The following is an 18,882-nucleotide window of genomic DNA, read 5'->3' on the forward strand; positions in this document are numbered from 1 at the left end:
CGGGGTCCGCAAACCTAAGAGAATTAGGCTAAAACGTCAACCTTTTGCATCTCAATTTTCTCGGCGGGCCTATTTGCGACAATCACAAAATAACGCCAATTTCAGGACGGATGCAATTATAATACTAAAATTAGATATTAATACCGACTAATATTTTATGACCGCAGCCCAGATCAGGCAACAGTTCCTGGATTTTTTCGTGTCCAAGGGGCACCACATCGTCCCTTCCGCACCGATCGTACTGAAAAACGACCCCACGCTGATGTTCACCAACGCGGGGATGAACCAGTTCAAAGACATTTTTCTTGGTAACAAGCAGCCGCAGTGGACGCGCGTCGCGGACACCCAGAAGTGCCTCCGCGTGAGCGGCAAGCATAACGACCTGGAAGAAGTGGGGATAGACACCTATCACCATACCATGTTCGAGATGCTGGGGAACTGGAGCTTCGGGGATTATTTCAAGGAAGAGGCCATCGCCTGGAGCTGGGAATTGCTGACGGAGGTGTACAAACTCCCGAAAGACCGCCTGTACGTTACCGTTTTCGAAGGCAGCGAGGCGGAAAACCTGCCCATGGACGCTGAAGCTTTCGATTTCTGGAAGCGCCACATCGCGGAAGACCGCATCCTGCTGGGCAATAAAAAGGATAATTTCTGGGAGATGGGCGAAACCGGCCCCTGCGGCCCCTGCACCGAAATCCATGTGGATTGCCGGACAGACGCCGAAAGAGCCGCCGTTCCCGGGAAAGAACTCGTGAACAACGACCATCCGCAGGTAATCGAGATCTGGAATAACGTATTCATGCAGTTCAACCGCATGAAAGACCGTTCCCTCGTGCCCCTGCCCGCCCAGCACGTAGACACCGGCATGGGCTTTGAGCGGCTGGTACGCGTGATCCAGGGCAAACAGTCCAATTACGATACCGATGTTTTCACGCCGCTCATCCGCGCCACAGAGCAACTTTGCGGCAAAAAATACGGTCAGACCGAAAAAACCGATATCGCTTTCCGCGTGATCGCCGATCACATCCGGGCCATATCCTTTACCATCGCCGACGGGCAGCTGCCTGCCAATACGGGGGCCGGTTATGAGATCCGGAAGATCCTTCGCCGCGGGGTACGTTATTACAACTCCTTCCTCGATGTGACGCAGCCGCTGCTCCATGAGCTCGTTCCCGTCCTGGCCGAAGAATTCAAAAACGTGTTCCCGGAATTGCACCAGCAGACCGATTTCGTGAAACGCATCATTTTCGAAGAAGAAACGAGCTTCCTTCGCACCCTCGATAGCGGTTTGGGCCGTCTGGAAGGCATCCTGGCCGATTCGAAAGATAAAACCCTCGCTGGCGCCGTTGCCTTCGAACTGTTTGATACTTACGGCTTTCCGTTCGATCTCACCCGTCTTATCGCTTCCGAAAAAGGATTTACTGTAGACGAGGCAGGCTTCAAATCTGAGCTGCAAAAACAAAAAGAGCGTTCCCGCGCCGCCACCAAGCTCGATATGGGCGACTGGAGCGTACTGGACGAGCAGCCTTCCGGCGTTTTCGTGGGCTATACCGAACTGGCGACGGACGCTAAAGTGCTGAAATACCGTCAAATCACGGCGAAAGGTAAAGACCAGTACCAGATCGTGCTCGACAAAACCCCCTTCTACGCCGAATCCGGCGGCCAGGTGGGCGACACCGGCACCTTGTACTTCGGGGACGAAGCCATTGCCGTTACCGATACCAAAAAGGAAAACGACCTCATCGTTCATTTCACCGATCACTTGCCGGCCCATCCGGAAGCGGCGGTCAAAGCTGAAGTAGACGCGCTCAAGCGCCGGGACATCGCCCGTCACCACTCCGCCACCCACTTGCTGCACGCGGCCCTTCGCCAGGTGCTGGGCACGCATGTGGCGCAGAAAGGCTCGCTGGTGAACGCGGAATATCTCCGCTTCGACTTCTCCCATTTCGCCAAAGTGACCGACGAAGAGCTGGCCTCCATCGAAGCGATCGTGAACGAAAAAATCCGGGAAAACATCCCCGTGATCATCCGCGAAATGCCCCGCGACGAAGCCATGAAACTGGGCGCTATGGCGCTTTTCGGCGAGAAATACGGAGACACCGTTCGTGTGGTGACCATCGATCCTCAATATTCCCTCGAACTTTGCGGCGGCACGCACGTTGGCCATACGGGCGAGCTCGGCCTTTTCAAATTCCTCTCCGAAGGCGCTGTTGCAGCCGGCGTGAGAAGGGTGGAAGCCGTAACCGGCGCCAAAGCGGAAGCATACGTTAATGAACAGATAGCGCAGTTGAAGGAAATTAAAGCTGCGATCAAAAACCCGAAAGAGCCCGCCAAAGCCGTGGAAACGCTCGTTGCCGAAAAATCGGCCCTCGAAAAGCAGCTTGCTGCCCTCGAACTGAAACAGGTGCAACAGGCCGCGGCCAGCCTCCCGCAACAGGCGGAAACCGTGAACGGCGTTCAGTTCATCGGGGCCGTGGTAGATGCTTCCAGCGCAGATGCGGTAAGGCTTTACGCCAACGTCCTGAAAGACCTGCTGACCGCGCCCTTCGCGGCCGTGCTCTGCGCCAACGTCGGCGGCAAAGCGCAGGTGACGGTCCTCCTGTCTGACGACCTCGTGAAAGACAAAGGCCTCAACGCGCAGAAGATCATCAAAGAACAGGTTGCCGGCCTCATCAAAGGCGGCGGCGGCGGACAGCCCTCCATGGCCAATGCCGGCGGGCAAGACGTCAGCCAGTTCCCGACGGTCATCGAAAAAGTGAAAAGTATCCTCTGATAATAGAAAGGCTCCTCCGGGAGCCTTTTTTATTTTAACATTCCCTTATCGCCTTCATCGCTTTTTTAACATTTTTTTACCCTCCCCGGCCTGTAAATTTGCCCTGTCACTAAAAACAGCTGATATGCGCAAACTCCTTTTTTCCGGCAGCACCCTTCTCCTCGCTTGTACCCTGGCATCGACCGCGGTATCCGCACAAGACGGGCGCGGCCATAAATTGGGAGAATATGATGAGATCATCATCAAACGCAAAGGCGAAACGCAAAACGCGAAAGTAACCGTAGAGATCAAAGACGGCGAAGTGTACGTGGATGGCAAACCCATCCGGGAATACGAGGGCGACGGACTTTCTGTGAAACGCCGCGTCATCATACCGCGCAACGGCAATTTCCCCGACCAGGCGCCCGAAAACCTCCTGGAAGACGCCATCAGGCCGGGTGCGGCAGTGCTGGGCGTGATCACTGAAAAATCCACCGCAGCAGGTGCCACCGTTACAGAAGTAGCGGAAAACAGCGCCGCGGCCAAAGCTGGCCTCAAAGCCGGGGACGTGATCACGAAAGTCAACGAAGTCAAGATCTCCGAGCCCCAGGACCTTTTCGAAACCATCGGAAAACTCCAGCCCGGCGACGAAGTGACCGTTCTCTATCTCCGCGACAAAAAAGAACAAAAAGCGAAAGCCAAATTACAACCGCGGGATAGTGCAGAAGACACGATGCGTGGCCGCCGTTTCCGCAATCCGCGCATGCTCGACGACGAGCCCCGCGTGTTCCAGATGCCCCGTGGCTTCGACGACCTGTTCAACCCCAACGCTCAGGCCAAACTGGGCCTTCAGGTGCAAGACCGCGAAGAAAATGATGGCGCTACCGTTCAATCTATCGATAAAGAATCCGCCGCCGAAAAAGCCGGGTTCAAAACCGGCGATGTCATCCTATCCATCGATGGCCAGACCGTAAAAAACGCACGCGAAGTGGTGGCCGGTTATCGCGGAGCGAAAGATAAATCCAGCATCGCATTCAACATCCGGCGCAACGGTAAAACCGAAACACTCACGGTAAAAGTGCCGCGCAAACTGCGGTCAGAAAATTTGTAAACAGTAAGGCAGATATATAGTTTAGTGTAAAGCAAAGAGAGGCGGCCCGGGGTTTCCCGGGCCGTTTTTTTTATTGATTAAAACGTTATCATTTCTGCTGATAATTTTCCTTCCAATGTTTATAAAGAACGAAAAAAGCTGATAATTGAGAATACACAATTACTTGCTTCAAATCCTCTTTAGTTTCCTCGTCGATTCTTGAATCTGCCAGTAAGCTATCTAAGAATTTCAGATAGCGATTTCTGGCATAGTTGGCTTTGCCATTCCTCAATGCAAACACCACCTCCAATTCCAAAAAATTCCAGCTTTGTTTTAATATTAACGTTACTGCCGGAACGAGGTCTATCAAAAGGCCCTTTTCGCTAAAAGTATCAGGTAAACTCAGCGCCATTTGTGCCAGAAACATTCCGCCTCCCACGGCGGCAATACTGTCGGCAGTGATTACAATTCTTCCAGTGGCATTGGCCGCACGGTTTGTGTTTTCCATAATTTGTTTATTCCTGCCCAAAAAATACTTTTCCGAATTCTACCATTTCCTTCGGGTCGTTTTCACCTCTCATATTGAAGGATACAGCTTTGCCGGTCTTCTTGCTGATAATTGTATACTTCCTTGGAGGAAAAATTCGAAAACCCAGGTACTTAATCAATGGGATAAGCACCGGTGACAAGAACATTAATAAGAAAATGATTTTTAAGATTTGATTTGGTGTCATAATATTCAGGTTTTAAAATGTTCATCCCAATAATAACAACTTGCGAAACACAAAACTTTTTCGGCATCATCCCACAAAAAATTTTGCAACCAATTTTCTCAAACCGGTATTGATAGTTAGTTGCGATTTCTCTTCATTTTATTACACATCAAGCGAAAAAATTTTCTTCACTTTCACCCATAAAAAAACGTTTCGCAAACCGATCAATTCAATGATAACGATTCACGAAACGCGAAACTTTTTTGGACGATTTTCTCCGTCTATTTCTGCAGCATCTTCAGCATTTTCAGTTTATTCCCGAACGGCGGATATTTCACCGGAACATCCAGCCAGGTACCCGTTTTCATCACGCCCTTCACATGCGTGAACTCGTCGAAACTGTACTTCCCGTGATAGCGTCCCATGCCACTGGGGCCAATCCCGCCGAACGGCATCTCCAGGTTCGTGAAATGCACCAGCGTATTGTTGATACAACCGCCGCCGAAAGCCACTTTCTCCACAAGCGTTTTCGCAGTACGCGAACTTTTGGTGAAAATGTACAGCGATAGCGGATATGGATTGGCGGCGATGATCTTCACCGCTTCGTCGGTGCCACTGTATGGGATCACCGGCAGAATGGGCCCGAAAATTTCTTCTTTCATCACCTTCGCATCCGGCTTTATGTCGGTCAGGATGGTCGGGGCGATGTACTTGTCGGCCCGGTCGGACTGTCCACCGGAAAACACGGTGCCATCCGCCAGGTAGCCCGAGAGCCGGTCGAACTGCCGTTCGTTGATGATGCGCGGATAATCGGGGCTTTTGGCGGGATCCTCGCCATAGAATTTCGTGACGGCGTCGCGCAGGGCTTCGAGCAATTGCGGCATTATTTTTTTATCGGCCAGCACATAATCCGGCGCGATGCATGTTTGTCCGGCGTTCCAGCATTTCCCCCACACGATCCTTTTTGCAGCGGTTTTAATATCGGCGCCGGCGTCTACCACGCAGGGGCTTTTCCCGCCCAGTTCCAGCGTTACCGGCGTGAGGTGGGGCGCTGCCATTTCCAGGATTTTCCGGCCCACGGGGATGCTGCCGGTAAAAAAGACATGATCGAACCGGTAGGCCATGATCTCCGGCACCACTTTGGCGCCATCGCCCAAAACGGTGGTCACGTGCTCCGGCGCAAACGCGTCTGCGATCACTTTGGCTACCACGGCTTCCGTGGCGGGCGCCAGCTCGGAGGGCTTCACGATGGCGCAATTGCCCGCCGCCACCGCCCCGATGAGCGGATTCACCACCAGCTGGAAAGGGTAATTCCAGGGGCCGATGAGGAGCGTCAGTCCCTTGGGCTCGCGGTACACCGTGCTGGACGAAGGGTAATGCATGAGCGGGGAGCTGACCGGTTGGGGGCGCATCCACTGGCGGAGATTGGTGAGGGTATGATCGATTTCGTCGTACAAAAGCCCTACTTCGCTGCCAAAAGCCTCTACCGGCGCTTTCCGGAGATCAGCGCGGAGCGCGGCCAGAATGGCTTCTTCATGCCGTTTGAGGGATTTTTTCAGTTGCTTGAGGGCGGATTTGCGGAATTGCAGGGAACGGGTGGCCCCGGAGTCGAAAAAGCGGCGCTGGGCCTGGTGAATATCTTGGATAGCAGCCATAGGATGGAACGTTGATGATACAATTTCGTGAAAATTCCCTGCTTTTTTACAGTTTGAATATCTTTGTGCGAATCAGCAGTGATATCAATATTATGAGTGCGAGCATCGATTATAACAAATATGAAGCGGTAATAGGCCTGGAAGTGCATGCCCAACTGCTGACAGTCAGCAAATTATTCGCCAGCGACTCCGCCGCTTTCGGCGGGCAGCCCAACACGCATATCAGTCCTGTTACACTGGGGCACCCCGGCACCCTGCCCTTCATGAACAAAAAGGCGGTAGAACTGGCCATCAGGCTCGGTTTTGCCTGTCATTGCCGCATCGAGCAGGAAAACTTCTTCGCCCGGAAGAACTATTTCTACCCCGATCTCCCGAAAGGATACCAGATCAGCCAGCACACCGCCCCCATCTGCGTAGGCGGCCATGTGCCCATTTTCGTGGACGGGACCGCCCGGAATGTCCAGCTCAACCGCATCCATCTCGAAGAAGACGCCGGAAAATCCATCCACGACCAGGACCCTCATAACACCCTCATCGACTATAACCGCGCCGGCGTTCCCCTCGTGGAGATCGTTACGGAGCCCGACCTCAGCTCGGCAGACGAAGCCTACGCCTACCTCACCGAGCTCCGCCGGCTCGTTCGCTGGCTCGATGTGTGCGACGGCAACATGGAAGAAGGCTCCATGCGCTGCGACGCCAACGTTTCCATCCGCCTCAAAGGCGAAACCACGCTCGGCACCAAGGTGGAAGTGAAGAACATGAACTCCATCCGCAACGTGAAGCGCGCTATCGAGAACGAGATCAAACGGCAGATCGAGCTCGTGGAAACCGGGGGCACCATTGTCCAGGAAACCCGCAGCTTCGACGCTTCCAACGGCAGCTCGTTTTCCCTCCGTTCCAAGGAAGAAGCCAACGACTACCGGTATTTCCCGGAGCCAGACCTGGCGCCTTTCCGCCTGACGGAAGCTTTCCTCGACCAGGTTCGCCGCTCGCTGCCGGAGCTTCCCGAAGAAAAAGTGACCCGTTATACCAGCCAGCTGGGCCTTCGTGAATACGATGCCCGCGTGATCTGCGACGACCGCGAAACCACCGTGTATTTCGAAGCCCTCATGGCCGAAACGCCCCACGCACAGGCCGCCTCCAACTGGATGCTCGGCCCCGTGAAATCGTGGCTCAACGAGCGCAATGCCGGTATTTCCGACTTCCCCCTCACCCCTTCCGCCCTCGCCGCGCTCATTGCGCTGATCCACGACGGCAAGGTAAACTTCTCCATCGCTTCCTCCCGCATCCTGCCCGCCATGATCGAACAACCCGGCCAAACACCGCTGGAAGTGGCCACCGCCCTCAATCTCATCCAGGAAACCGATGCCGGCAGCATTCTCCCGGTCATCGATGAAGTGCTGGCCAGATTCCCGGCAAAAGTGGCGGAATTCCGCTCCGGAAAAAAAGGCCTGATCGGGATGTTCGTTGGCGAAGTGATGAAAATGAGCGGCGGAAAGGCTGACCCGAAATTAACTAACGAGTTGCTGCTCAAGCGCCTCAACGGTTAACAACTGCCGCTCATCCCGGATAACATCTCCCGAAAAAGCGCCGCCACAGGCCCATTCCGCGCTTACGCCCCCCGCTGGAGCCGATACCGCAGGGAAATGACCATTTCAGGTGATTTGTTTAATTAACCGACTACATAATTTTAACATTTCCGGAGAACCCTTCCGGGGATTTAGGACTATTTTTGATTGAAAATCCAACTAAACGAAAAGCCCATGAAACAATTTGCGATTTGGCTGACAGGAGCGGCCGCCTTGCTGGCAAGCTGTAACAGTCACCCGGAGAAAGGCGCGTTCAAGATCGATGTGCAACTGGCGAACACCCCCTGGAAAAGGTGTACCTCGAAGAAGTGATGGAAAACTCCACCAAAATCGTGGATACTGCGGCCGTTAAAGACGCGTCCGGAAAGATCACCCTCGAAGGCATGGTGCCCGAACAAGGCCTCTACGCCATCCGGTTCGAAAGCGGAAAATATATCTTCCTCGCCCTCGATGCAGGCGATATGAGCATCACCGGCGATTATAACGAACTGGAAAAAATCCAGGTGAAAGGCTCCGATGCCACCACCGAGATCCAACAGTTGCTGAAATATTATAGCGAGAAATCGCAGACGCTGAGCAAGGAAATGCAGGCGTTCGACAGTATGCGCATCGCCAAAACGCCCGACAGCGTCCTCAATGCGCGCCGCGCCGCCATGGACCAGGAAACCAAAAACTTCCGGGAACATTTCCTCGCCGCCGCCCGCGCTTCCAAAAACCCCGTTCCCGCGGTTTTCGCCATGGAGCTGGCCGGTTTTGAAGACGCCGCCGATCGCGTTGCCCATAAAAAAGATTTCCAGGACATCGCCAAACGATTCCCTGAAAACGGCTTCGTGAAAAACACCCTCGCCGGCCTCGAAACCCTTGAAAAAGGCGGCGCCAAAGAAGCCGCCGAAGGCCCTGCTGCCATGGTAGGACAGGTTGCCCCCGACTTCGTGCTCCCCGACCCCGCAGGCAAACAGATCAAACTCAGCTCCTTCAAAGGGAAATTCGTACTGGTCGATTTCTGGGCCAGCTGGTGCGGCCCCTGCCGCCAGGAAAACCCCAATGTCGTAGCGGCTTTCAATCAGTATAAAGACAAAAACTTCACCATCCTCGGCGTTTCGCTCGACAAGGAAAAAGGCGCCTGGATGAAGGCCATCTCCGACGACCAGCTCGCCTGGACGCACGTGAGCGACCTCAAATTCTGGGAATCTTCCGTAGTGCCGCTGTACGGCATCAACGCCATCCCCACCAACATCCTGGTAGACCCCGCCGGCAAGATCATCGCTGCCAACCTGCGCGGTAACCAACTGGAAAAGAAACTGGCTGAAGTGTTGAAATAATTGCAGTGCTGCTGTAAACAAAAAGGAGCCTCCGCGCGGAGGCTCCTTTTTTATGCCCGGCATCAAAAAGCCCGGAAGCGGTGGCTTCCGGGCTTTTGCAGGTATAGATGTTGCGATTTCCCTATTGATACAGGGGATGCTGGCCGATATTCCGGTTTGCCTGCATCTCCTCGAACGGGATGGGCATGAAATACTGCTTTTTCGTAACCGGCAACGTCAGCACATTCCCGCCGACGCTCACGATATCCTGCGGCAGCCGAACAATATCTTTCTTCCAGCGGCGGAGGTCATAATAACGATGCCCTTCGAAAGCCAGTTCGCGGAAGCGTTCGGCTTCAACGGCGGCCAGCACTTGCGCGGCGGTGCCGTAGCTGGAATGCACATAATTATCGATTCTGCTGGTGCGCAGGGTTTCCAGGTCGGTATTGGCCGCGGCGATGTTGGCGCCGGTTTTGCGCGCCTGCGCTTCCGCCCGGATGAGATACATTTCCGAAACACGGAACAGCTTGATGTCGGTCAGGTTCAGGTTGGCGGAATTGCCGGTGTATTTCGTGACCGTCCAGCGGGTGCTGGCGGGCGCGGCATCGAGATCGGCGATCCAGCTGCTGAAGCGGACATCGTGCGCGGCATCGAAAGCCGCCAGCAGTTTGAATGACGGCGCATAGAGCACCATGCCCGCGCTCGAACGGTAGAATGCGCCGAAACGCTCGTCGGAAGGTTCCCTTTTCAGTTTCCAGATCACTTCATGCGTGGCCAGGTCGGTCCAGATGCCGGGGAATTGTTGCTCCGTTGCCAATGGCACCGCGCCGATCACTTCATCCGCAGCGGCGATGGCCGCCGTCCAATCCTGCTGGTACAGCGCGGTACGCGCTTCGATGGCGAACACGGCCAGCCGGGTAATGCGCGTTGAACTGGCCCAATTGGCGGGAATGAGCAGCTTCGCGTCGGCCAGGTCTTTGCGGATCTGCGCGAAAACCGCGCTCACCTTGCTCCGGCCGGGTTGCGAAACCTGGGAGGTCGTCATCACGGGAACTCCATCGTCGTTCCCATCGTAAGACACCGCGTAATTGCGCAGCAGTTCCAGGTGGCAATATGCCCGCAATGCCAGCAGCTCCCCTTTCATCTGGTTTCTCTGCTCCACTTCATGCGCTTCGGCAGGCACGCCGTCGATCACGGCAAGGATCCGGTTCGCCCGGTCGATGGCCTGGTAGTTGCTTTGCCAAACGGGCAACACGTCGGGCGTAGATTCGTTGTGCTGCCACCTGAACACCGTTGCGCCAGCATTCGTGGTGTTTTCCAGCGGCATCATATTTTCATCCGCGATAAGCGAGCTGATCTTGATGGATTGACCATTGAGCGAAGCATACGCTCCCAATACGCCGGCATTCACATCGTCTACCGAATTGAATGCTACCGTCTGGTCTTTGATGTTGGTGGGCTTGACGTCGAGGTCTCCCAGGCAGGAAGCCGCCATCATCCACACCGCTATCAAACTATATCTAAACATTGATTTCATCCCTGATTGATTTTAGAACTGGACACGAACGCCCGCCACCATCGTGCGCGGTGCAGGATATTCAAAAAACGCGTTGGCATTATAATCTTCCGGATCGAATCCGTTCCATTTGGTGAACGTCAGCAGGTTCTGGCCCTGCAGGTACACCGTCACGCCCTTGATCACCTGCGTACGCGCCAGCAGGCTTTCCGGCAGGTTGTAACTGATCTGTGCGGTGCGCAGGCGCAGGAACGATGCGTCCTGGATGTGGCGGGACGAGAACGTCCGCACGCTGCCGAAGGATGCTTCTTCCGCCGCTTCGCCGGCCTTGCGCCAGCGGTCGAGCCAGCGGCGCGACTGGTTGCTGTACACATTGGAATTGTTGTTCAGCGTATACCAGTCCATCGCGTTGTACCGGGAAATGTCCGTCACGTACGAGAACAGCACATCGGCCGACCAGTTTTTCCAGCGAACGCTGGTGTTGAAGCCACCGTATATGGTAGGATCGTTAGCACCGAATTCGGCCACGCTGGCGTTGAAACTATAGTTCGAATTGATATTGCCGTTGCGGTCGTAATACAGGGCTTCGCCCGTTTGGGGATCAACGCCCGCGTATTTTACGATGTAGTGGGAATTGACGGGTAATCCTTCCTTGATGAGGAACGTGCTCACCTGGTATTGGTTGGCGTTGCCGAGGCTCGTCACCAGGTTGCGGTTATACGTGAAGTTAACACCGGCCGACCAGGTCAGGTCTTTCTTCCGGATGATGTCTCCGTTCAGATCCAGCTCCACGCCGCGGTTGCGCACATTGCCGGCATTGATGTTCCGGGAATCGAAACCGCTCGTCATCGACAGTTGTTCGTTCAGGAAAAACCCTTTCGTTTCGCGGTTATACCAATCTGCCACGAGGCGCAGGCGATGGTCGAAGAATGCGAGATCGAGGCCGAGGTTGGTCATGTGCGTTTTCTCCCATTCGTAATCGGGATTGCCGATGGCGACCGGCGCGATGGCCGGCTGACCGTCGTACCGCGTAGCCCCGTACCCCGCTGCGTAGGCGAAATACTGGTTCGGCGGCGCGGCAGACGTACCGTAGCTGGCACGAACGCGCAAGGTATTGATCCACGCTACGTTTTCCAGCCAGGGAAGATCGTACCCCGCGCCGATGGAATAAAACGGCTGCCAGCGGTTCTTCTTCGGAAGGGTCGACGAGCCGTCGTACCGGTAACTGAAGTTGAGGCTGAAGCGCTCGTCGAGCAGGTAGCGCACGAGCCCTACCCACGATGCCAGCGCCATTCCCGTCCGTTCCCCGCCCACCTGCGGGATAAACCCGTTCACGGCAGAACCCGGCGTGGTACCGGAAAGCGTGCCGCCGAGGCCCGGCGTCAAGCCGAAACCTTTCGCCTGCAAACTCTGATACTTCAACCGGTTGAATTCATAAAACCCTGCCACCACGAGCCGGTGGCGTTCGGCCAGCAGCTTGTCGTACGTAACGCCCGCGGAAGAAGTGAACTGGAAGAAGCGGTTGACTTTTTCTTCATGATACCCCTGTCCACCGGGTGCCGACTTACCGGCCACGGAGCCAGGTGCCGCACTGCGGATTTCATTGTTTTCGCGGAAATCCATCCCCATGTTGAAAGTAGCGTACAGCCAGTCGTTCACCTGGTATCGCAGCGATGAGCTGAGGAGCCCTTTCAGTTGGTTCAGGCGGTTGGTGGTGGTCTGCATCCGCTCGATGGCGTCGGAACCTTCACGGGTGTCGTACACGCCGCCGAAACTGGCTTTATTCCCGCTATGCACGAGCACGCCGTTAATGTAAGGCTGTTCGTACGGCAATGCGTAGTAAATGGAGGCGAAGGGATTGCCGACGGCTTGCGTGGCTTCATCTTCGATCAGATCGCTGCCGGTGTACCCGATGGCCGTATTCACGGAGAGGCGCAGCTTTTTGCCGGTAGCGTCTACGTTGGTGCGGAAGGTATACCGGTCGAGGCCGGAGCGGTAGGCGATGCCTTGTTGGGACAGATAGCTGGCGGAGGAGTAGAACCGCACTTTATCGGAACCGCCGCTGGCGGAAAGTTCGTATTCGTGGAAAGGCGCTGCGTCGCGCATGAGGTAATCCATCCAATCGGTCTGGATGCTGCCGAGGCTATCGAGAATGCCCTGGTAGCGGGCTTTCACATCGGCGGGAAGATTGGCGTTGGCGGGATTGTTCCTGGAAAATATCCAACCGGCGCCGATGGTGCGGCCGTTCTCTTTACCCACTTCTTCCTCAAACTGCAACCTTTCTTTCGTATTCATCATATCGAAATGGCGGCGGGAAACCTGGGAAATACCGTGGCGGGTGTTGAAGGAAAAGCGGACATCTCCCTGCTGCCCCCGCCGGGTGGTGACGATCACCACGCCGTTGGCGCCTCGGGAACCGTAGAGCGCCGTTGCGTTGGCATCTTTGAGTATACTGACGGATTCGAAGTCTGCGGGGTTCAAACCCATGAAAACACCGCTTTCCACCGCAATTCCGTCTACGATGAAGAGCGGAGCGGAGGCGTAGAAGTTGTGGATGTCGTTATTGGTGCCGGTGCCCCTGATCACCATGCGCGCGGAAGCGCCGGGCTGACCGCTTCCCGTAGCCACGTAAAGGCCGGGCACACGGCCCTGCAGCATCTGGTCGAAAGATGCGGTGGGCGCCATACGGAATTTGTCTCCCGCTACGATGGTGGCCGCTCCCGTGTATTGCTTGCGGGTGGCGGTGTTATAACCCGAAATAACGACTTCGTCCAGAAGCCGTTTCGAAGGGATAACAGAATCTGGTCTACTACCTGTTGTCTGTGCAACGCCCGGAATGCTGATGGCGGTTAATAACCATAGCGGCAGCGTTTTGTTCATGTGATTGCGTTTTTGTCTAATGCCCCGAAGGTGTAACAGAATGAACCACAAGATACTGAATTTCAACAGATACTATAGTACACTTAAATGTGATTGGAAATTTGGGGGGATATTTTATGGGGAGGGGATAAAAAAAGCCGTTCCGGGTGAACGGAACGGCTTTCTTATAGTTGAATAAACTGCAAGACTTATTCGGCGATATCCCACCAGAGGCGTTCGCTGTTCGGTCTGTGTTTTACGTCTTTAAATGAACCGTTGGTATTGGCTTCCGTTTCAGGATAAGGCAAACGAACGGGGAACTTTCCGCCCAGGCGTTGGTTTACCGACAGCGTGAAGAAGTCGGGATAACCGGTACGGCGCCATTCAGTCCAGGCTTCGAAGGTCTGCCATCCATTCATGGCATAGTATTTCTGGGTGATGATCGCCTTTACCTGGTCGGCCAGTGTACCAGGCCATTGGGCATCTGGCGCGCTTGCGATGTACGCTGCGGCTTCTGAACCGATCTTATTGGCTTCAAAACTAGCCGTGATGCCATCATTGAAGAGCGTTTGTGCGCTGCCGGTAGTGAACCAGCCGCGGGCACGGGCTTCCGCTTGCAGGAAATAGCTTTCTGCTTCGGAGATCAGTACTACGGGAGCAAGCGCGGAATTGTTATCGGCACCGAGGCCACCGGTAGCGGCGCTGGGATAGGAATAATCGAAATCCGGAGAGCTACCGAAGTCACCCTGAGGGCCGCCCACGATAGTGTCCTCAACTCCGTCCCAGGTTACCTTGGTATAGAGTTGGGCCAGGCGGGGGTCATTATTCTCCTTCATGGCATCCAGGAAAGTATTGCTGGCTACGAGGTTCTGGGTTCTGCCAAGACCGAGGATTTCGGAGAACAGGGGGTTCTCGTTACCACCGGAGGTAGCGTACTGGATCATAGCGGAAGAGGCCAGCAGCGGTTTGCCTGCCAAAGCTCTTACACCGGCCTCTGCGCGCGTTCCGTCGATAGCGCTGATGCGGAGATAAGCACGCAGCTTCAAGGTGTTGGCGAAACGGATCCACTGGTTGATATTACCCTGGAAAACCACGTCTTCGCTTCCTACCTTGTTGGGGCTGGCAGGGTTCAGCATAGCAAGACCACGATCGAGCCACAATTGAATGCTGTCGTAAACAACTTTCTGCGACTGATACGGGATGTTCAGGCTAACGCCTTCGTTAAGCGCATCCTTTACAGGTACATCTCCCCAGGCGTCGGTGATCATCTGGTAGGTGTAAGCCTTCATCACATACGCGATTGCCGCGTGCTGGGTAAGGCTGCCTGCATTCTCGATCACCCGTTTGTAATCTTGCAGGGCGCCTGCATACAAAATAGCCCAGGAATTGTTGGAAGTAGATGGTTGGAGGTTATAACGATCGTTGTTACGGTACTGGCTGGAGAACGGGTTCTGCGTCCAATACTGCGCCCAAATACCACCTGTAATACCGAATTGGTTGGAGAGCACGTGTGCCGTTGCCGCCTGTCCGGAAGGCAGCAGGAGTTTTACATCCGCCACCAATGGCTGGTTGGGACTTTCGTTCACATCCAGGAACTTACCGCAGCCTGCCGCTGTCACGGCTATCGTAACAGCTAACGCTACATTCTTTATATTCAATTTTCTCATTCTTCAAATTTTTAGTAACCGTTAAAAAGTAACTTTCACGTTAAAGCCAAAGTTCCGCAGAGAAGGCTGTGCAGAGAAGTCCAGGCCTTGTTCGTTAGAAGAACCGCCGGAGTTCACTTCAGGATCTACGTATTCGTTTTCTTTCGGTGTCCACATGAACAGGTTGTTGCCAAATATCCCGATAGTAACATCACTGAACATACCTTTATTCAGCATGTTTTTCGGGAAGCGGTAGCTCAGGTTTGTTTCGCGCAGTTTAACGAAGGAACCATCCAGTACGTGCTGGCCAGCAGGAATCGCATTGGTCCAGTAGTTCAACATATCATAGGGTTCCGTGTTCGCGATGTATTTGTTGGCATCGTTCGGGTCCTTGATTACAGAATTCGGGAACGGATGGGGATTACGTCCATTTGCAGCGGATTCTTTCGAAACGCCCACAAAGTCCATCAGGTCTTTCGTTCTGGAATAGAACATACCGCCTTGTTTGGTATCAAACAGTACGCCCAGGCTCCAGTTTTTAAACTTGATGTTGGTACCCAGCGATGCCATATAATCCGGGTTGTAGTTTCCGAGGTATACGGATGCAGGTGTCAACAGCGGTTCACCCGTGGTAGGACTTACGATAACTTTTCCGTCAGGAGTCTTTTGAATATCCTGGGAATAGAATGTACCATAAGGTTTACCAACAGCAGCAACGATAGACATGCCGCCGAATCCGCCCAGAACGATCTGGTCTACTCCAGGCAACAGCGAGATTACTTCGCTCTTGTTTTTGGTGTAGGTACCATACAATTCAACGCTCAGGCCGTAAGATGTCTGAATAGGCGTACCACGCAGGGCAAGTTCCACACCTTTATTCTGAATAGTGCCCGCATTCACCACTTTGGAAGTAAATCCGCTGGCGGCAGAGATCGGGATGCTCAGGATCTGGTCTTTAGACTTGTTCTGATAGTAGGAGAAGTCGATGCTCAGTCTGTTCTTGAAGAAGCTCATCTCGGTACCCACCTCGAATGCCGTGGTGATTTCCGGTTTCAGCTCGGGGTTACCGATCCTGTTGGACTGTGCCAGACCGGGAATGCCATTGAGCGGGAAGCGTGTGCCACCGAAAGGTCCAAGGATGTTGGTACGGTCATAGAAGGTATTGAGCAGATAAGGGTCCGCATCATTACCCACTTGCGCCCAGCTGGCACGGATCTTACCATATTCAAACCAATCGGAGATCGCAGCATCTTTCATCAGCTCGGTAAACACGAACGAAGCGTTCACACTGGGATAGAAGAAAGAACGGTTGTTCTTCGGCAAGGTAGAAGACCAGTCGTTACGCGCGGTAAGACCCAGGAAGATCAAGTTGCGGTAAGACATGTTGATGTCTGCGTATACACCGATGAGGCGACGACGGGAGAAGGTATTCACCGCGTCGATCGGACCATTGGAGTTGCCGAAGTTATACCATCCGGGTACTACAAGGCCGCCGGAAGGGTTGGTTTCCACATCAGAAACGTCGAACTGGCGTTGACGGATGTTGTGTCCAAGCAGGATGCTGCCTTTGAAGTCGGAGTTGAATTGATGCTCAGCCGAGATCATGAAGTCGTTCACGATTTCAGCCAGGTTGTAAATTTCCTCCTGGTATTTACCTGCGCCCACCTGGGTGTTCGCGGCTCTGCTGTACTCGCCGGAAGTATTATCGGCAGGAGCGAAGCTGAATTTCGGGTATTTGTATTTACGCCTGTCAGCATAAACGTCGACGCCAAGGCGTTCAACAACGTTCAACCATGACAGGGGTTTCCAACCCACCTGGAAGTTACCGGTAATACGATCTACCGCGTTTTCGTTGCGGTAATTCGCCAGCTGCCAGTAAGGATTCACCGTGTAAGCACCGTAGTAGCCGTACAGCGGGTTGCCAGCAGCATCGGAGATATTACCGAAGCTGTTGTAGGGGTTGTTCATGTCTGCCAACTGGGTCAGCGGAATATCGCGCGGCATCTGGATAACAGAGTTCCATACGGAACCGTCGCCCTGGCCACCCTGGACCATGTTCGATTTGATTTTGGCGTAGTTGAAGTTAACGCTCGTGGTCAGGTTGTGCGCCAGCTCGGCAGATCCGTTGAAACGCACGTTGTACCTGTTGTACGTGTCGGAATGGCCGGGCATAACACCGTCAGAATTCAAAGCGTTGAGCGACAGGAAGTAAGTTGTTTTGTCGCCAGCGCCGGAAAGTGCCAGGTTGTTGTTGGTAGCCTTACCCAAGTCAAAGAAGTCTTTCACGTTGTCTTTAACTGCGGAGTAGGGCTTCTGTTGGCGAACGCCGTTAATCGCCTGACCCCAGGGTTGCACTTTACCGGTGAAGGGTGCGCCCCAGCTAAAGTTTTCCTTCGGGTCATTGTGATAACCACCGGGATAAACATCGGGATCGTCAGGGTAGCCCTGGCCGAATTCGTTCTGGTACTCGGGGATTTTCAGGACGGAGGAGAAAGTGTTGGCCGTATTGAACGAAACGTTCATTTTGGACTGTCCTTTCTTGCCGGATTTGGTGGTGATGATCAATGCGCCGTTGGAAGCGCGGGAACCGTAAAGGGCCGCTGCAGCGGGACCTTTCAGGATGTTGATGGACTCGATGTCGTCCGGGGAGATGTCGTTACCACGGTTACCGAAGTCTACGGAAGAACGGCTGTCGCCGCCACCCATCAGACCGCTGTTATCGATAGGAACGCCGTCTACAACCAGCAGTGCCTGGTTGTTACCGGAGATGGAAGAACCACCACGGAGTACGATACGGGTAGAACTACCGGGAGCGGATGCTGTACCGGAGATGTTCAGACCGGGAACTTTACCGGTCAGGCCGTTCAGGGCGCTAACGCTCTGGCCTTTGGTCAGCTCCTCGGCTTTCACCGTGGGCGCAGCAAAACCCAGCGAACGTTTCTCCCTGCGGATAGCCTGGGCCGTTACAACTGTTTCTGTAAGATTCGTAACGTCGGTAGACAATACCACGTTTACGTTTGTGCCGGAGATCCTTGCCTCCTGGTCACGCATACCGATGAATTTAACCACCAGTACGTCTACACCATCTGGAACGTTCAGGGAATACACACCCTCAGCATTTGTAACGGTTCCTACGTTCGTGCCTTTAGCAATAACCGTGGCACCAATGATAGGGGTACCGTCATCTGCCGCTGTAACCTTTCCTTTAATGGTTCGGCTCTGCGCCAATACCTGTCCTGATATACAAACCAGGATCAGGAAAAGTGCGGTTAGACCTTTCCTCATAAGCATAATTTAGTTGTTTAACAGAATTTTAACAGACAAATATAAATTACTTAACTCTTTTTTAACGCAATTGATTTGTAAATTTTTTGGAGGGGACATACATTTTTTTTGGTTAATACTTTTTTTCTTGATAAGTTGAATGTGTGGTATAGAAAGAAGTTATATTGGGATGCCGCCCTGTTGCTTTGCCTTGAGCCGGGTTAAACCAGGTACAAAAAGAAAAAGCAGGCGACAAGATTATCACCCGCTTATCATCAACCAAAATCTAAATCGAGATCTTTAGAATTAGTTGTATGCGCCGCATTGCTGCGGAGCACAATATTTTTTATTGCTGAAACGCTGTACGGTAAAGGTTTATATGCAGTACCCCGACCAGATTTTGTTTGCACCGGCACGCCCGGCCACCCGAACGGCAAGCGTTTTTCGTTTACTTTTTTCATAAGCGACAGACTTTGGTAACGTAAAATTACTGGTTT

Annotated in this window: 12 protein-coding genes; 5 read left to right on the plus strand and 7 right to left on the minus strand. The window is 53.7% G+C overall.

From position 1 onward, the window contains the following. Nucleotides 1-157 precede the first annotated feature (157 nt). Entirely contained in the window at nt 158-2,773 is a 2,616-nt protein-coding gene (alaS, locus tag WJU22_RS03305) for an alanine--tRNA ligase (protein ID WP_341841864.1), read from the plus strand. A gap of 124 nt (nt 2,774-2,897) precedes the next feature. After that, complete coding sequence (locus tag WJU22_RS03310; protein ID WP_341841865.1) at nt 2,898-3,863, plus strand: PDZ domain-containing protein; 966 nt, start codon at nt 2,898-2,900, stop codon at nt 3,861-3,863. Nucleotides 3,864-3,951: 88 nt separating this feature from the next. Here WJU22_RS03310 and WJU22_RS03315 read toward each other — a convergent pair whose 3' ends face one another. Together WJU22_RS03315 and WJU22_RS03320 are read right to left on the minus strand one after the other, a co-directional pair. Then, the gene (locus WJU22_RS03315) at nt 3,952-4,350 is read right to left on the minus strand and encodes a hypothetical protein (RefSeq protein ID WP_341841866.1); all 399 of its coding nucleotides are present in this window, start codon (nt 4,348-4,350) and stop codon (nt 3,952-3,954) included. Nucleotides 4,351-4,836: 486 nt separating this feature from the next. After that, complete coding sequence (locus WJU22_RS03320) at nt 4,837-6,210, minus strand: aldehyde dehydrogenase (RefSeq protein ID WP_341841867.1); 1,374 nt, start codon at nt 6,208-6,210, stop codon at nt 4,837-4,839. A 92-nt stretch (nt 6,211-6,302) separates the two neighbouring features. On the opposite strand from WJU22_RS03320, the gene gatB reads away from it, so the two are divergent. From gatB to WJU22_RS03335, 3 genes are all read left to right on the plus strand, one after another. Beyond that, entirely contained in the window at nt 6,303-7,760 is a 1,458-nt protein-coding gene (gene gatB, locus WJU22_RS03325) for an Asp-tRNA(Asn)/Glu-tRNA(Gln) amidotransferase subunit GatB (protein WP_341841868.1), read from the plus strand. Nucleotides 7,761-7,973: 213 nt separating this feature from the next. After that, nucleotides 7,974-8,111, plus strand: a complete 138-nt coding sequence (locus WJU22_RS03330; RefSeq protein ID WP_341841869.1) for a hypothetical protein — start codon at nt 7,974-7,976, stop codon at nt 8,109-8,111. Continuing rightward, nucleotides 8,093-9,121 carry a TlpA disulfide reductase family protein gene (locus WJU22_RS03335; protein ID WP_341841870.1) on the plus strand — a complete coding sequence of 343 codons (1,029 nt, stop codon included), beginning with the start codon at nt 8,093-8,095 and terminating at the stop codon, nt 9,119-9,121. The genes WJU22_RS03330 and WJU22_RS03335 overlap by 19 nt, the downstream gene beginning before the upstream one ends. Nucleotides 9,122-9,242: 121 nt before the next feature. Here the strand turns inward: WJU22_RS03335 and WJU22_RS03340 are convergent, their stop codons facing one another. The 5 genes from WJU22_RS03340 to WJU22_RS03360 form a co-directional block, all read right to left on the minus strand. Then, on the minus strand, nt 9,243-10,637 hold the full coding sequence (locus tag WJU22_RS03340; RefSeq protein WP_341841871.1) for a RagB/SusD family nutrient uptake outer membrane protein: 1,395 nt from the start codon (nt 10,635-10,637) through the stop codon (nt 9,243-9,245). Between the two features lie 12 nt (nt 10,638-10,649). After that, complete coding sequence (locus WJU22_RS03345; RefSeq protein WP_341841872.1) at nt 10,650-13,496, minus strand: SusC/RagA family TonB-linked outer membrane protein; 2,847 nt, start codon at nt 13,494-13,496, stop codon at nt 10,650-10,652. A 188-nt stretch (nt 13,497-13,684) separates the two neighbouring features. Further along, nucleotides 13,685-15,142: a SusD/RagB family nutrient-binding outer membrane lipoprotein gene (locus WJU22_RS03350; protein WP_341841873.1), complete on the minus strand. Its 1,458-nt coding sequence runs from the start codon at nt 15,140-15,142 to the stop codon at nt 13,685-13,687. Nucleotides 15,143-15,163: 21 nt separating this feature from the next. Continuing rightward, nucleotides 15,164-18,412: a SusC/RagA family TonB-linked outer membrane protein gene (locus WJU22_RS03355; protein WP_341841874.1), complete on the minus strand. Its 3,249-nt coding sequence runs from the start codon at nt 18,410-18,412 to the stop codon at nt 15,164-15,166. Nucleotides 18,413-18,660: 248 nt separating this feature from the next. Beyond that, nucleotides 18,661-18,846 carry a hypothetical protein gene (locus WJU22_RS03360; RefSeq protein WP_341841875.1) on the minus strand — a complete coding sequence of 62 codons (186 nt, stop codon included), beginning with the start codon at nt 18,844-18,846 and terminating at the stop codon, nt 18,661-18,663. Nucleotides 18,847-18,882 lie beyond the last annotated feature (36 nt).

Origin of the sequence: Chitinophaga caseinilytica, from assembly GCF_038396765.1 — a bacterium.
GTDB classification, from domain to species: domain Bacteria; phylum Bacteroidota; class Bacteroidia; order Chitinophagales; family Chitinophagaceae; genus Chitinophaga; species Chitinophaga caseinilytica.

Bases quoted from the DNA above. Each gene is read 5' to 3' on its own strand.
- WJU22_RS03340 (WP_341841871.1), bottom strand. From the start codon at position 10,637: ATGAAATCAATGTTTAGATATAGTTTGATAGCGGTGTGGATGATGGCG.
- WJU22_RS03315 (WP_341841866.1), bottom strand. From the start codon at position 4,350: ATGGAAAACACAAACCGTGCGGCCAATGCCACTGGAAGAATTGTAATC.
- WJU22_RS03350 (WP_341841873.1), bottom strand. From the start codon at position 15,142: ATGAGAAAATTGAATATAAAGAATGTAGCGTTAGCTGTTACGATAGCC.
- WJU22_RS03330 (WP_341841869.1), top strand. From the start codon at position 7,974: ATGAAACAATTTGCGATTTGGCTGACAGGAGCGGCCGCCTTGCTGGCA.
- alaS (WP_341841864.1), top strand. From the start codon at position 158: ATGACCGCAGCCCAGATCAGGCAACAGTTCCTGGATTTTTTCGTGTCC.
- WJU22_RS03345 (WP_341841872.1), bottom strand. From the start codon at position 13,496: ATGAACAAAACGCTGCCGCTATGGTTATTAACCGCCATCAGCATTCCG.
- WJU22_RS03360 (WP_341841875.1), bottom strand. From the start codon at position 18,846: ATGAAAAAAGTAAACGAAAAACGCTTGCCGTTCGGGTGGCCGGGCGTG.
- WJU22_RS03355 (WP_341841874.1), bottom strand. From the start codon at position 18,412: ATGCTTATGAGGAAAGGTCTAACCGCACTTTTCCTGATCCTGGTTTGT.
- WJU22_RS03310 (WP_341841865.1), top strand. From the start codon at position 2,898: ATGCGCAAACTCCTTTTTTCCGGCAGCACCCTTCTCCTCGCTTGTACC.
- WJU22_RS03320 (WP_341841867.1), bottom strand. From the start codon at position 6,210: ATGGCTGCTATCCAAGATATTCACCAGGCCCAGCGCCGCTTTTTCGAC.
- gatB (WP_341841868.1), top strand. From the start codon at position 6,303: ATGAGTGCGAGCATCGATTATAACAAATATGAAGCGGTAATAGGCCTG.